General features: G+C 60.2%; 12 protein-coding genes. 9 read left to right on the plus strand and 3 right to left on the minus strand.

What is annotated here, in order from left to right; all coding sequences use genetic code 11:
- The first annotated feature begins 73 nt into the window (after positions 1-73).
- Positions 74-1585 carry an MORN repeat-containing protein gene (locus ACR3FB_RS14220; protein WP_480565882.1) on the plus strand — a complete coding sequence of 504 codons (1512 nt, stop codon included), beginning with the start codon at positions 74-76 and terminating at the stop codon, positions 1583-1585.
- 4 nt (positions 1586-1589) lie between these two features.
- Here ACR3FB_RS14220 and ACR3FB_RS14225 read toward each other — a convergent pair whose 3' ends face one another.
- A complete protein-coding gene (locus tag ACR3FB_RS14225) occupies positions 1590-2255 on the minus strand; it encodes an SDR family NAD(P)-dependent oxidoreductase (protein ID WP_480565883.1) in 666 nt (221 codons plus the stop codon).
- Between ACR3FB_RS14225 and ACR3FB_RS14230 the strand changes: the two genes are divergently transcribed.
- Together ACR3FB_RS14230 and ACR3FB_RS14235 are read left to right on the plus strand one after the other, a co-directional pair.
- Positions 2254-2466, plus strand: coding sequence for a hypothetical protein (locus ACR3FB_RS14230; RefSeq protein WP_480565884.1), 213 nt, complete (start codon positions 2254-2256; stop codon positions 2464-2466). The two genes, ACR3FB_RS14225 and ACR3FB_RS14230, sit on opposite strands and share 2 nt — an antisense overlap.
- Before the next feature lie 80 nt (positions 2467-2546).
- Positions 2547-4115, plus strand: a complete 1569-nt coding sequence (locus tag ACR3FB_RS14235; protein ID WP_480565885.1) for a 2-isopropylmalate synthase — start codon at positions 2547-2549, stop codon at positions 4113-4115.
- A 158-nt stretch (positions 4116-4273) separates the two neighbouring features.
- On the opposite strand, the gene ACR3FB_RS14240 is transcribed toward ACR3FB_RS14235, so the two are convergent.
- Positions 4274-5059, minus strand: coding sequence for a 23S rRNA (adenine(2030)-N(6))-methyltransferase RlmJ (locus ACR3FB_RS14240; protein ID WP_480565886.1), 786 nt, complete (start codon positions 5057-5059; stop codon positions 4274-4276).
- Positions 5060-5214: 155 nt separating this feature from the next.
- Here ACR3FB_RS14240 and ACR3FB_RS14245 point away from each other — a divergent pair, with 155 nt between their 5' ends.
- The 6 genes from ACR3FB_RS14245 to ACR3FB_RS14270 are packed head-to-tail and all read left to right on the plus strand — an operon-like array spanning position 5215 to position 11782.
- Positions 5215-6261 (plus strand): rod shape-determining protein, encoded by a 1047-nt coding sequence (locus tag ACR3FB_RS14245; protein WP_039523195.1) that lies wholly within the window; start codon positions 5215-5217, stop codon positions 6259-6261.
- A 59-nt stretch (positions 6262-6320) separates the two neighbouring features.
- Positions 6321-7223, plus strand: a complete 903-nt coding sequence (gene mreC / locus ACR3FB_RS14250) for a rod shape-determining protein MreC (protein ID WP_480565888.1) — start codon at positions 6321-6323, stop codon at positions 7221-7223.
- Positions 7216-7752, plus strand: coding sequence for a rod shape-determining protein MreD (locus ACR3FB_RS14255; RefSeq protein ID WP_480565889.1), 537 nt, complete (start codon positions 7216-7218; stop codon positions 7750-7752). The genes mreC and ACR3FB_RS14255 overlap by 8 nt, the downstream gene beginning before the upstream one ends.
- Positions 7749-9698, plus strand: coding sequence for a penicillin-binding protein 2 (gene mrdA / locus ACR3FB_RS14260; protein WP_480565890.1), 1950 nt, complete (start codon positions 7749-7751; stop codon positions 9696-9698). The genes ACR3FB_RS14255 and mrdA overlap by 4 nt, the downstream gene beginning before the upstream one ends.
- Positions 9695-10834, plus strand: coding sequence for a rod shape-determining protein RodA (gene rodA, locus ACR3FB_RS14265; RefSeq protein ID WP_170462716.1), 1140 nt, complete (start codon positions 9695-9697; stop codon positions 10832-10834). The genes mrdA and rodA overlap by 4 nt, the downstream gene beginning before the upstream one ends.
- Before the next feature lie 15 nt (positions 10835-10849).
- On the plus strand, positions 10850-11782 hold the full coding sequence (locus tag ACR3FB_RS14270) for a 2-hydroxyacid dehydrogenase (RefSeq protein WP_170661151.1): 933 nt from the start codon (positions 10850-10852) through the stop codon (positions 11780-11782).
- Between the two features lie 27 nt (positions 11783-11809).
- Here the strand turns inward: ACR3FB_RS14270 and ACR3FB_RS14275 are convergent, their stop codons facing one another.
- A complete protein-coding gene (locus ACR3FB_RS14275; protein ID WP_480565891.1) occupies positions 11810-13825 on the minus strand; it encodes a M3 family metallopeptidase in 2016 nt (671 codons plus the stop codon).
- Positions 13826-13838: the final 13 nt, after the last annotated feature.

Here is a 13838-nt window from a genome sequence, read left to right on the forward strand (position 1 = left end):
GAAAGGGCCATGCGGCAAAAGCCGTTGCTCTGCCCGTGACGGTCCCTTAGTTTTGCGCCGAAGAAAGCAAGCAATGATGACCGGGCAGGCAGGAACAACAATGGATGTGATCCGCAATTCGATTGCTGCAGGGGCCATGACCCTGATCGCAGCGGCAGCCTTTGCACAGGACGGAACCGTCATCGTCAAGGATGACGAGGTCGGAGGTGTCTATGAAGGCACCTTCCTGAACGGCTTGCGGCACGGGACCGGGTCGTATCGGCTACCCAACGGGTTCGAGTATTCGGGCGAATGGATCGAAGGCAAGATTCAGGGGCAAGGCACGGCGCGCTTTGCAAATGGCGCGATCTACGAAGGTTCCTTCGCCGATGGCCAGCCAGACGGCCAGGGCAAGATCACCTATCCCGATGGCGGCACCTACGAAGGGACGTGGTCCAACGGGGCCATCAACGGAACCGGCGTGGCCCAATATGCCAATGGCCTGCGATATGAAGGCGCGTTCAAAGACGCGCGCCATCACGGCAAGGGCACTCTGTCCGACCCCAACGGATACGCCTACGAGGGCGACTGGGTTGAGGGTGAAAAGCAGGGCATAGGCAAGATCACTTCGGCCGATGGATCTGTCTATGAAGGTGAGATCGAACAGGGTCAGCGCCATGGTCAAGGTCGTCTGGTTCAGTCGGACGGCGTTGAATATGACGGTCAGTGGCAGAACAACGTGATGACAGGCACCGGGCGGCTGACGCTGGCCAACGGGGATGTCTACGAGGGCTCATTGCTGGACGGGCGCCGTCAGGGCAAAGGCAAGGAAACCTATGCCAACGGCAACGTCTATGAGGGCGACTACGAAGACGATCAGCGCCACGGCAAAGGCACCTTCACCGGGACAGATGGCTACAGCTATACAGGCGACTGGTCCCGTGGTCAGATCGAAGGTTTTGGTGAGATCACCTATCCCGATGGCTCAACCTATATCGGTGAACTCAGTGCGGACCTGCCGCATGGCAAGGGCCAGAACACCTATCCCGACGGCACCGTCTATGATGGTGAGTGGGTTGCGGGTGTCTTCGAGGGCCGAGGCAAGGCCACATACCCAAACGGCGTCGTCTATACCGGCGAGTTCCGGAATGCGGTCAGCCACGGCACCGGCGTCGTCACCTTTGCCAATGGCTACCGTTATGAGGGCGAATGGGTCGATGGCGCGCGGCAGGGCAAAGGCAAGGCCAGCTACGCGGACGGCACGATCTATGACGGAGATTTCCTGAATGGCAAGCGCCACGGCAAAGGCACGATCACAACGCCTAGCACCTTCACCTACACGGGCGATTGGGTTGACGGCAAAATCAGCGGAGTGGGTGTCGCGACCTACAGCACAGGCGATGTGTACGAAGGCGGTTTCCTCGATAACAAACGCCACGGCGAAGGCACCATGCGCTATGCCAACGGCCAAGAGGAGTCTGGCGTGTGGGAGAATGACGCCCTGCCTGCGCAAAGCGCAGCAGAAGAAGCGCCTGCTCAAGAGGATGAACCCGCTCAGGCGGAAAACGCTGAGGAACCAACCGAGGCTGAACCCTCCGACGGTTAACCCACTACCACGGAACGGGTTTTCCGGCCCAGTCGAAGAACCCGCCCGTGTCATCAGTCGTCAGACCGTTGACCACGTTCAGCAGGTTCATCGCGGTCTCTTCAGGCTCTACTGCCGGATGCCGTCCAAGGTATTTCTGCGTGAAGGCCGTTTTGACGGTGCCGGGATGTAAAGACACGCAGATCGCCTGTTTGTGCGTGCGCGCCAGTTCAATGGCCGAGGTGTGGACGATCTGATTCACCGCAGCTTTCGCGGCCCGGTAGCTGATCCAACCCCCGATCCGGTTGTCCCCGATCGACCCCACACGCGCCGACAGGACACCAAAAACAGATCGCCTATCGCGTGGTAGCAACCTGTGCGCACGGCTGAGGACCAAGGCCGGACCAACCGAATTCAACTCAAACTGATCCATCATGGCCTGCGCAGATACAGTGCGGATCGTCTTTTCCGGCTCTGCCCCGTTGATCTCCAACGCGCCAGAAACCACCAGAACCAGATCGAACGGGTCAGGCAAGTCATCCAAAACCTTCAGCGCCTGTTCCGGTTGGGTCAGGTCAAACCCGTCAACCGACCGGGACAGGCTGGTGACCTGAATGTCCTGCTCCCGAAGACACATGCAAAGCGCCGAGCCAATTCCGCCAGAGGCACCTATAACCAAAGCTGTTTTCATGTCTCAGGACCTAGCGGCGGCGATGGGTGGATCAATGATAGGTCTCGAAGAATTCGCAGAGAAAGGAACATGCCCTCATTTTGGTTCTTTTCATTCCGCGCAAGCTGGGTATAACCTCATCTTCATGATCGACCGCGCAGATATCCTTGTTGCCGACACCGCCCATCGCGGTGCATCGCTGCGTGGCCTACTGATCCTAATCCGCCTCTGAGCGTGCCATCCGGCGCGCCCGCTCAGAGGAGGACGCCAGCGCGCCAAGAGGCTTTAGGACAGAAGAAGAAAGAGAACCCCATGACTAACGTGACCGACCAAGACCGCGTCTTGATCTTCGATACCACTTTGCGCGACGGCGAGCAGAGCCCCGGCGCAACCATGACCCATGACGAAAAGCTCGAGATTGCCGAGCTGCTGGACGAAATGGGCGTCGACATTATCGAAGCCGGTTTCCCCATCGCATCCGAGGGCGACTTCAAGGCCGTTTCCGAGATTGCGCAACGAGCGAAAAACAGCCGTATCTGCGGTCTGGCCCGTGCGAACTTCGCCGACATTGACCGTTGCTGGGAGGCGGTGAAACACGCCGAGAAGAACCGTATTCACACCTTCATCGGCACATCCCCCCTGCACCGCGCCATTCCGAACCTGACGATGGACGAGATGGCCGAGAAGATCCACGAAACCGTCAGCCATGCGCGCAACTTATGTGAAAACGTGCAGTGGTCACCGATGGATGCGACGCGGACCGAGTGGGACTACCTTTGCCGTGTAATCGAGATTGCGATCAAAGCGGGCGCAACCACGATCAACATCCCTGACACGGTGGGCTACACCGCCCCGGTGGAGTCTGCTGACCTGATCAAACGCCTGATCGAGACCGTACCGGGCGCGGATGAGGTGATCTTTGCCACCCACTGCCACAACGACCTTGGCATGGCGACCGCGAACTCTCTGGCCGCTGTTGCAGGCGGTGCGCGTCAGATCGAGTGTACCATCAACGGTCTGGGCGAACGGGCGGGCAATACGGCTTTGGAAGAAGTCGTGATGGCGCTTCGTACCCGCAACGACATCATGCCTTGGCACACGGGCATCGACACTACCAAGATCATGCATATCTCGCGCCGCGTGGCGACCGTGTCGGGCTTCAACGTGCAGTTCAACAAGGCCATCGTCGGCAAGAACGCCTTCGCGCATGAAAGCGGCATCCATCAGGACGGCATGCTGAAGAACCGCGAAAACTTCGAGATCATGCGCCCTGAGGATATCGGCCTGTCCGGGACCTCACTGCCCTTGGGCAAACACTCGGGCCGCGCCGCGCTGCGCGACAAGCTCGAGACGTTGGGATTTGATGTGGGCGATAACCAGCTCAAGGACATCTTCGTGCGGTTCAAGGACCTGGCCGACCGCAAGAAAGAAGTCTTTGACGACGACCTCATCGCACTTATGACCATGGACGAGCATGACGACTATCTTCAGCTTGTCTCGATGAAAGTGACCTGCGGCACCGGCGGTCAGGCCGAAGCAACCGTTGAGCTTGAGATGGACGGCAAGGACATCATCGCCACCGAGCATGGTGACGGGCCTGTGGATGCTACGTTCAAAGCAATCCGCGCGATCTATCCCAACACCGCCCGGTTGCAGCTGTATCAGGTTCACGCAGTGACCGAAGGTACCGACGCGCAAGCCACCGTCTCGGTCCGCCTGAGCGAAGACGGCATGATCGCAACCGGCCAATCGGCCAACACAGACACGGTTGTTGCGTCAGCCAAGGCCTATATCCATGCGCTGAACCGCCTGATCGTTCGTCGCGAGAAAACCGGCCCCGGAGCAGACACGCGTGAGATCAGCTACAAAGACCTGACCTAGAAACGGCAAAGGGCTCCCGCACCCGCGGCGGTCCGGCTTCGCCGAACCACCTTGGGTTTTGGGCCGGCGCGCGCCTGCGGCGCGCTGCCCAACACGTTTGACGGCATCTTTGATGCAGGCAAACGGGACGGGAGCTTTGCTTACTCCTCTCCAAGACCTCAAAGTTTTTTGAACAAAGCAGACAGTCTGTGGGTTTCCTGATCCAAACCAAAGGGCGCGTTGATCACAAACATTCCAGACCCGACCATCCCATGCCCTTTGCGCGCTGCGGGGAATGTCACCTCGTGTTTCAGCGCCTTCGGGAAATCCTGAGACGTCAGCGCATCCACCATCGACTTTTGACGCCCGTTTTTCAGGATCGGATACCACAAAGCGATCACGCCCACGTTCCACTTGCGATGCAGTTTGGCGATGATCCCCGGAAGGCGGTCATATTCCACCTTCACCTCGTAGCTGGGGTCAATCAACAGCATACCCCGTCTGGGCGTCGGCGGCAAAAGGGACTGCGCCAGCGCATACCCGTCCTGCTTGTAGACACGCGTATTGCCCCCCGGAACTGCCAGTGACAATGCCGCATATTCCTGCGGATGCAATTCGGCGAGGTGCAGACTGTCCTGTGACCTCAGCAGGCTAGCCGCAATCAGGGGCGATCCGGGGTAGCTGGCCTCTCCAAAACGCGCGCGGGTCAACTCGATCGCCTGCGCTAGCGGATGATCATCGCCAAACCATGCACCACGCTGCACCCGCTCGATCCCGGCGGCTGCTTCTCCGGTCTTGCGCGCCTCATCTGAATCTAGCTTGTAAAGCCCACGTCCCGAATGGGTTTCGACATAGGTCAGCGGTTTGTCCTTTTGGGTCAGATAGGACAGCGTCCATGCCAATAAAGCGTGCTTTTGCACATCAGCCAGATTCCCGGCGTGGTAAATATGTTGATATGAGAGCATATTGCCTTCTACAGTCCCTGCAAATGAGGCGAAAAGGTGCTGATTGCCGCGGAATCAGCCCTTTTACCGGGCGAGTTGGCACCCTATAAGTCATCCGTCCCGGAACCGTCGAGTCGCGGGCAGTAGAAAAACCGACATACAGGATCAGGGGAAACATGGGGATCTTTGGCAATCTGGGCGGCCTGTTCACAGCGGACATGGCTATCGACCTTGGAACGGCAAACACGCTGGTCTACGTCAAGGGGCGCGGTGTGATCCTGTCTGAACCCTCGGTTGTGGCCTATCACGTCAAGGATGGCGTGAAAAAGGTTCTGGCGGTTGGCGAAGACGCCAAGCTGATGCTGGGCCGGACGCCGGGATCGATTGAGGCCATTCGCCCGATGCGCGAAGGCGTGATTGCCGACTTCGACACCGCCGAGGAAATGATCAAGCATTTCATCCGCAAGGTGCATAAACGCTCGACCTTCTCGAAGCCCAAGATCATCGTCTGCGTCCCGCATGGCGCGACCCCGGTTGAAAAACGTGCGATCCGTCAGTCGGTTCTGTCCGCAGGCGCGCGCCGCGCGGGTCTGATTGCCGAACCGATTGCAGCGGCGATTGGCGCAGGCATGCCGATCACCGATCCGACCGGCAACATGGTCGTCGATATCGGCGGCGGCACCACCGAGGTTGCGGTTCTGTCGCTGGGCGACATCGTCTACGCCCGCTCGGTCCGCGTGGGTGGAGACCGTATGGACGAGGCGATAATATCGTACCTGCGTCGTCAGCAGAACCTTCTGGTCGGCGAATCCACCGCTGAACGCATCAAGACCACTATCGGCACCGCGCGCATGCCCGATGACGGCCGCGGCCAGTCGATGCATATCCGCGGTCGCGACCTGCTGAACGGCGTGCCGAAAGAAATCGAGATCAGTCAGGCTCAGGTGGCCGAGGCACTATCGGAACCCGTCCAGCAGATTTGCGAGGCTGTAATGACCGCGCTGGAGACCACGCCTCCCGATCTGGCAGCAGATATCGTGGATCGCGGCGTAATGCTGACCGGTGGCGGCGCTCTGCTAGGTGATCTGGATCTTGCCCTGCGCGAACAGACAGGTCTGGCCGTGTCAATTGCCGATGAAAGCCTGAATTGTGTGGCTTTGGGCACCGGCAAGGCGCTAGAATACGAAAAACAGCTGCGCCACGCGATTGACTACGAAAGCTAAGGCGCGCACCCTTTAGAAAATAGGGTAAACTCGGCCCGAGCAGCACGGGAAGGTAACCTGTGGCAAAAGACCGATCACAGCGCGACGACTACACGGCCCCACTGAGGCGTTTGCTTCTGGGGATCGTTGTACTGTGCCTGCTGGGCATCTTCATTGTCTGGCGGATCGACAGCCCTCGGGTTGAACGGTTCCGCGCGCAGGTTGTAGATGCTGTTGTGCCCTCAATGGATTGGGCCATGGTTCCGGTCACCGCAACCGTCAACCTGTTCCGTGATTTCCAAAGCTATCAGAGCCTGAGCGAGCAGAACCGCGAGCTGCGCTCGGAACTGCGGCTGATGCGCGCCTGGAAAGAGGCAGCGTTGCAGCTGGAACAGGAAAACGCGCGGCTACTGGATTTGAACAATGTGCGGCTCGATCCGCGCCTAACCTATGTCACTGGCGTTGTGATGGCCGATAGTGGCTCTCCGTTCCGGCAGTCAGTGCTGTTGAATGTAGGGGAACGGGACGGGATCGTCGATGGCTGGGCCACGATGGACGGGATCGGCCTGGTTGGCCGTATCTCGGGCGTTGGGCCAGATACTGCGCGCGTCATTCTGATGACTGACGCCTCAAGCGTCATTCCCGCAACCATCCAGCCCTCGGGCCAGACCGCTTTGATCACGGGCGACAATACCCCGGCCCCATCCGTCGAGTTTCTGGAAAACCGTGAGCTTGTGCGCCCCGGCGACCGGGTCGTGACCTCGGGCGATGGCGGCGTGTTTCCCGCCGGCCTGCTGATCGGCCAGATCGCCGCCGACCCCGGAGGCCGCTTGCGCGTGCGCCTCTCTGCCGATTTCGAACGGTTGGAGTTTCTGCGCGTTCTTCGCTACAACTCGGCCCCCGAAATCCGCGATCCAGGTCAGATTGTTGGCCCCTCACTGCCTGCTGCGTCACTGTCTCCTGAGGAAGCTGGTGATGGATAAACCTGCCTCTCATAGATGGGCGATGCGCGGTCTCTACGGGGGGCTCGCAGTGTTTGTTCTTTTCCTGCATCTGCTGCCGCTGGATACACAGCCGGACCGCTGGCCTTTTCCGGACTTTCTGATCGTTCTGACCTTTGCGTGGGTGCTTCGGCGGCCGGACTACGTGCCGACCCTATTGGTTGCGCTGGTCATGTTGCTGGCCGATCTGCTGCTGCAACGCCCTCCGGGCCTATTGGCCGCACTGGTGGTGCTGGGCGCGGCTTACTTGCGGTCTGCGGCACCTGGGATGCGAGATGCGGGCTTTGTGGCGGAATGGATGTCAGTCACAGCAGTCGTTGCTGGCGTGTTTCTGGGCAACCGGGTTTTCCTTGCGATCCTGTCTGTTGATCAGGCGGCTTTGTTACCGGTTATGATCCAGCTTGTGCTGACAATTCTGGCCTATCCGGTCATTGTGCTGCTGTCTCAGAGTGTATTCGGCGTGCGCCGCGTCTCGGCCGCCGATGCCAGTGCTGCGGGGGCGCGTGCATGAAACAGCGCAAAATCAAAAGCGAAGGTGTCGCCTACAAACGTCTGCCCCGGCGGGCACTGCTGCTGGGTGGTCTGCAGGCGGTTTTCATTGGCGGGCTGGCCGCACGCATGCGGTACATGCAGGTCGATCAAGCGGATGAATATCGCCTTCTGGCCGAAGAAAACCGCATCAACATCCGCCTGATCCCGCCGACGCGGGGGCGCATCTATGACCGCAATGGGCAGGTCATCGGGCAGAACTCACCGTCCTACCGCATCGTTATTGTGCGCGAGGATGCCGGTGACATCGACAAGGTGATCGCCAAACTCTCGGACCTGATCCCCCTGAACGAGGATGAGATTGAGCGCGCGCGCACGGAAATGCGACGCTCGGCCCCGTTCCTGCCGGTCACGCTGGTCGATCAGGTGACGTGGGAAGATATCTCGAAAGTCGCCGTCAATGCGCCCGCTCTGCCCGGTGTCACGCCTGAGGTCGGCCAGACCCGGCAATACCCGCGCTATGAGGACTTCGCCCATATCGTCGGTTATGTCGGCCCCGTCAGCGACTATGACCTCAGCCAAATCGAAGACCCAGAGCCGGTACTGCGCATCCCCCGTTTCCAGATCGGAAAGGTCGGCCTTGAGGCCAAGCAAGAGATCGACCTGCGCGGCCGGGCCGGTTCAAAACGGGTCGAGGTTAACGCCACCGGCCGCGTCATGCGCGAATTGGACCGGCAGGAAGGCCAACCGGGCGCCGATTTGCAACTCTCGGTCGACGCGGACCTGCAGCAATATGCTCAGGCACGGCTTGCCGGAGAAAGCGCCGCCGCCGTTGTCATTGATTGCGAAACCGGCGATCTGCGGGCAATGGCCTCGGCCCCCAGCTTCGACCCCAACCTGTTCGTGCGCGGTATCTCGGTCGCGGATTACCAGATCCTGACGCAGGACAAATACCGCCCCCTGGCCAACAAGACGGTTCAGGGCACCTACCCACCTGGATCGACCTTCAAGATGGTCACCGCCTTGGCCGCGCTTGAGGCCGGTGTCGTTGGCCCCGGTAACACCGTGTACTGCCCCGGCCACCTCAAGGTCGGCAGCCGCCGCTTCCACTGCTGGAAACGCGGGGGGCATGGCATGGTCGACCTTAATACATCGCTCAAACGCAGCTGCGACGTTTACTACTATGACGTGGCGATCAAAGTTGGCATCGACAAAATCTCAGAGATGGCGCGGACCCTCGGGCTTGGTATCAAGCACGACATCCCTATGTCCGCCGTGCGTGCCGGTCTGGCGCCCAATCAGGAATGGAAACAACGCACTCATGGCGAGGACTGGCTGATCGGCGATACGGCCAATGCATCGATCGGGCAAGGATTTATGCTGGCCTCACCGATGCAGCTGGCCGTGATGACCGCACGGATCGCCACGGGGCGGGCCGTGACACCGCGTCTGGTCCGCTCGATTGATGGGGTCGAACAGCCAACGGGCGCGGGTGAGCCGCTTGAGATCAGTCCGGCCAATCTGAACTACATCCGCGAGGCGATGTGGTCGGTCTCAAACGACCGGCGCGGCACGGCCTATCGTAGCCGGATCATCGCCGATGACCTCCGCATGGCGGGTAAAACCGGTACCAGCCAGGTACGCAACATCACCAAAGCGGAACGTGCGGCAGGAGTGATCCGCAATGAGGACCTGCCATGGGAACGGCGCGACCATGCGCTGTTCGTTAGCTTCGCCCCCTACGACAAACCCAAATACGCCATTGCGGTTGTGGTTGAACATGGCGGCGGTGGCTCCAAGGCGGCGGCCCCGGTCGCGCGCGACATCATGCTTCAGGCGCTTTACAACGGCACGCCGCCGCTCGAGGCCTACCCAGCCGGAGATCGAGAGCGCATCAAGGAACAGCAAAAACGGCTCGAGGGCGACCGTCGCCCCAAAGCGCGCCCCAGCGAGAAGGACCGCGCATGAGCTATCTTGAATATGCGGTCAAATCCACGCCATCGGGATTCCGTAAATTCCTATATATGAACTGGCCACTGACGCTGTTGCTGATCAGCACGGCCAGTGCCGGGTTCCTGATGCTATACTCGGTGGCGGGTGGCTCGTGGATGCCATGGGCCGAACCCCAGATCGAACGTTTCGGGCTGGGCCTGACAGTGATGTTCATCGTCGCGCTGGTGCCGATCTGGTTTTGGCGCAACATGTCGGTACTGGCCTACCTGGCTTCAATCGCACTGTTGGTGTTTGTAGAGCTGTTCGGCACCATCGGCATGGGCGCACAGCGCTGGATCGACCTTGGGTTCATGCGTTTGCAACCATCCGAGGTCATGAAAGTCGCGCTGGTGATGCTGCTGGCGGCCTACTATGACTGGCTGCCCTCGCACAAAACCTCACGCCCACTTTGGGTTCTGATCCCTGTCGTGCTGATCCTGATCCCTACCTTCATGGTACTGCGCCAGCCGGATCTTGGAACTTCGATCCTGCTGCTGGCAGCTGGCGGAGGGTTGATGTTTCTGGCCGGTGTACACTGGGCCTATTTCGCCGCCGTGATCGCGGCGGTCGTCGGCCTGATTGCGGCTGTTTTCAATAGCCGAGGGACCGAGTGGCAGTTGCTGAAAGACTACCAGTTCCGCCGGATCGACACGTTTCTTGATCCGTCTACCGACCCTCTGGGCGCGGGCTATCACATCACCCAGTCCAAGATCGCCTTGGGATCAGGCGGATGGAATGGGCGCGGGTTCATGCAGGGCACGCAATCTCGGCTGAACTTCCTGCCTGAAAAACACACCGATTTCATCTTCACGACATTGGCCGAAGAGTTCGGCTTTGTCGGTGGCATCACCCTATTGCTGCTTTACGCGCTCATCCTGATCTTCTGCATGGTCACGGCGCTGTCGACCAAAGACAGGTTCTCATCGCTGGTCACCATGGGGATCGCGCTGAACTTCTTCCTGTTCTTTGCGGTCAACATGTCGATGGTGATGGGGCTGGCTCCGGTTGTAGGGGTACCTCTGCCCATGGTCAGCTATGGCGGTTCGGCCATGCTGGTTCTGATGGCCGCCTTCGGCGTTGTGCAAAGCGCCCATATCCACCGCCCCCGCTGATCGGAAAGCCCCTCCATGCCCGTCAATGTCCTGTTCTCCGCACGTCCTGAGCTTTGGCCGGTGTACCAGCCGCTTCTGACCGAGGGGCTGCAAAAGGCAGGCGTCGCGTTCAATCTTGCAACCGAATTCCCCGAGGATGAGGTGGACTACATCGTCTACGCCCCAAGCGGCGGGCTGCTGGATTTCACGCCCTATACCCAGCTGAAAGCGGTTCTCAGCCTCTGGGCTGGGGTTGAGAAGATCGCAGGGAACGAAACGCTGACCGTGCCACTGGCGCGGATGGTGGATCACGGGCTGACCCAAGGCATGACCGAATGGGTCGTGGGACATGTGCTGCGCTATCATCTGGGGATGGACCAGCACATCAAAGTGCAAGACGGTGTGTGGACGCCTGACGCGCCACCATTGGCGAACGAACGTCAGGTCTGCATTCTGGGCCTTGGCGCATTGGGGCAGGAGGCTGCCCAAGCGCTGGCGGCATTGAATTTCAAAGTCACCGGATGGAGCCGCACCCCCAAAGCCGTCCCCGGAGTAACCTGCCTGAGCGGCGAAGATGGGTTGCGAGAGGCTCTGTCAAAGGCCGAGATCGCCGTTCTCTTGCTGCCTGACACACCGGCGACCGAGAACACTCTGAACGCCGAAACCCTTTCGCTGATGCCCAAAGGCGCGCGGATCATCAATCCGGGGCGTGGGCCTCTGATCGACGATGAGGCGCTATTAAAGGCGATGAACACAGGCCAGATTGGACATGCCACGCTGGATGTGTTCCGGGTTGAGCCTCTGCCCGCGGATCACCCCTACTGGGCGCATCCGAACGTGACGGTGACGCCGCATATCGCCTCGGAAACCCGACCGGTCACGGCGGCGCAGGTGATCGTCGAAAATATCCGGCGCGGGGAAGCTGGCGAGCCGTTTGTGCATCTGGTGGATCGCCAGCTGGGATATTGATCCCCCCAAGGACCGGGGGATAACGGTTTAAGCTGCGATCAGGCCACGCCCTTTCAACAAAGCTTCGACACCCGGCATCCGGCCCCGGAAGGCCAGATACAGCTCCTCAGCCTCGCGCGAGCCGCCGGTGGAGAGAATGTTGTCTTCCAGAGCTTTGGCGCGTTCGGGATCAAATGCACCTCCGGCCTCTTCAAAGGCCTCGAATGCGTCGGCATCCATCACTTCGGACCACATGTAGCTGTAGTAGCCCGAGCTATAGCCATCGCCCGCGAAAACATGCGCGAAATGTGGGGTCGCGTGGCGCATGCCTATGGCTGCGGGCATGCCGATGCTTTCCAGGACCTCGGCCTGTTTCGCCATCGGATCCGCCGGGGCCGCGCCCTCATGGAAGGCCAGATCAACCAAAGCCGAGGCGACATATTCCACCGTCTGGAACCCCTGATCGAAATTCGCGGCTTTCAGCACTTTCTCCAGCATTTCCTGCGGCATTGCCTCGCCTGTGTCCGCGTGGGTGGCGAACTCGGCCAGAACCTCGGGGACCTCCAGCCAATGTTCGTAAAGCTGGCTTGGCAGTTCGACAAAGTCGCGCGCCACGGACGTGCCCGAGATGCTTTCATAGGTCACATTCGACAGCATCTGATGCAGAGCGTGCCCGAACTCGTGGAACAGCGTGCGCGCGTCGTCATAGGACAACAAAGCCGGATCGCCTTTCGCAAAGTTGCAAACGTTGATCACGACCGGAGCCTGTTCTTTGGGGAACTTCGCTTGCTCCCGCATTGCGCTACACCAAGCGCCCGACCGTTTGGACCCACGTGCGAAATAGTCACCGATGAAGACCGCGATATGCTTGCCGTAGCGCGTCACCTCCCACGCCCGGCAATCAGGGTGGTAGAGCGGAACGTCCAGCGGTTTGAACTCCAACCCGAAAAGACGGTTGGCGCAGGCGAACGAGGCCTCGATCATCCGGTCCAGTTGCAGGTAGGGTTTCAGCGCGGCCTCATCCAGATCATGCTCGGCCTTGCGGCGTTTCTCGGCGTAGTAGCGCCAGTCCCACGCCGCCAGAGGGCCGTTGACGCCATCCTCCTGCATCATCGCGGTCAGCATCTCGGCATCTGCGTCGGCGCGCGCCTTCGCAGGCTCCCATACTTGCATCAGCAGGTCGCGGACGCGGTCGGGCGAGCGGGCCATTTCCGTCTCAAGCTTGTAGTCGGCAAAGCTGTTATATCCCAACAGCTTGGCGCGCTCTTCGCGCAGGCTAAGGATTTCGGCGGCGATGTCGCGGTTGTCGGTGTCATCACCATTCGCCCCGCGCGCGGTCCATGCGCGATAGGCTTTTTCCCGCAGGTCGCGACGGGGGGAGAATTGCAGGAACGGCACAATGATCGACCGCGACAGGGTGACTACTGGACCAACAGCGCCCTTTTCCTGACCCGCCGCGCGTGCGGCATCGACAACGAAATCCGGCAGGCCCTGCAGGTCATCCTCGGACAGGTCCATGAACCAGTCGCGCTCATCCGCCAGCAGGTTTTGGGTGAAAGATGTTCCCAGTGACGCCAACCGTGCCTTGATCTCTTGCATCCGGGCGTCCTGCTCGCCCTCCAACGCAGCACCAGCCCGGACGAAACCGCGATGAGACAGCATCAGCACGCGCGCCTGTTCGTCGCTCAGGCCCAGATCATCACGTCGCGCCCACAGGTCCGCCACGCGTTTGAACAGCGCCTTGTTCGAGGATATCCCCGAAAAATGCGCCGCCAGCTTTGGCGAGAATTCCCGCTGCAGCTCCTCACGTTTCGGATTGCTGTCCGCGCCCGCTACTGTGAAGAAAACCGACAGCACTTTGTCCAGTTGCTCACCCGCCGCCTCAAGCGCTTCGATCGTGTTGGCGAAACTCGGGGCTTCGGCGTTTGTGGCGATCGCGTCAATCTGCGCGTTATGGGCCTGCAGCGCCTCATCCAAAGCGGGGGCGAAATCATCATCCGAAATCTTGGCAAAGGGGGCGAGTTCGAACGGAGTGGTCCAGTCGGACAGGATCGGGTTGGTCATTCAGATCTCCTTT

This window comes from Ruegeria sp. AO1, assembly GCF_056535985.1.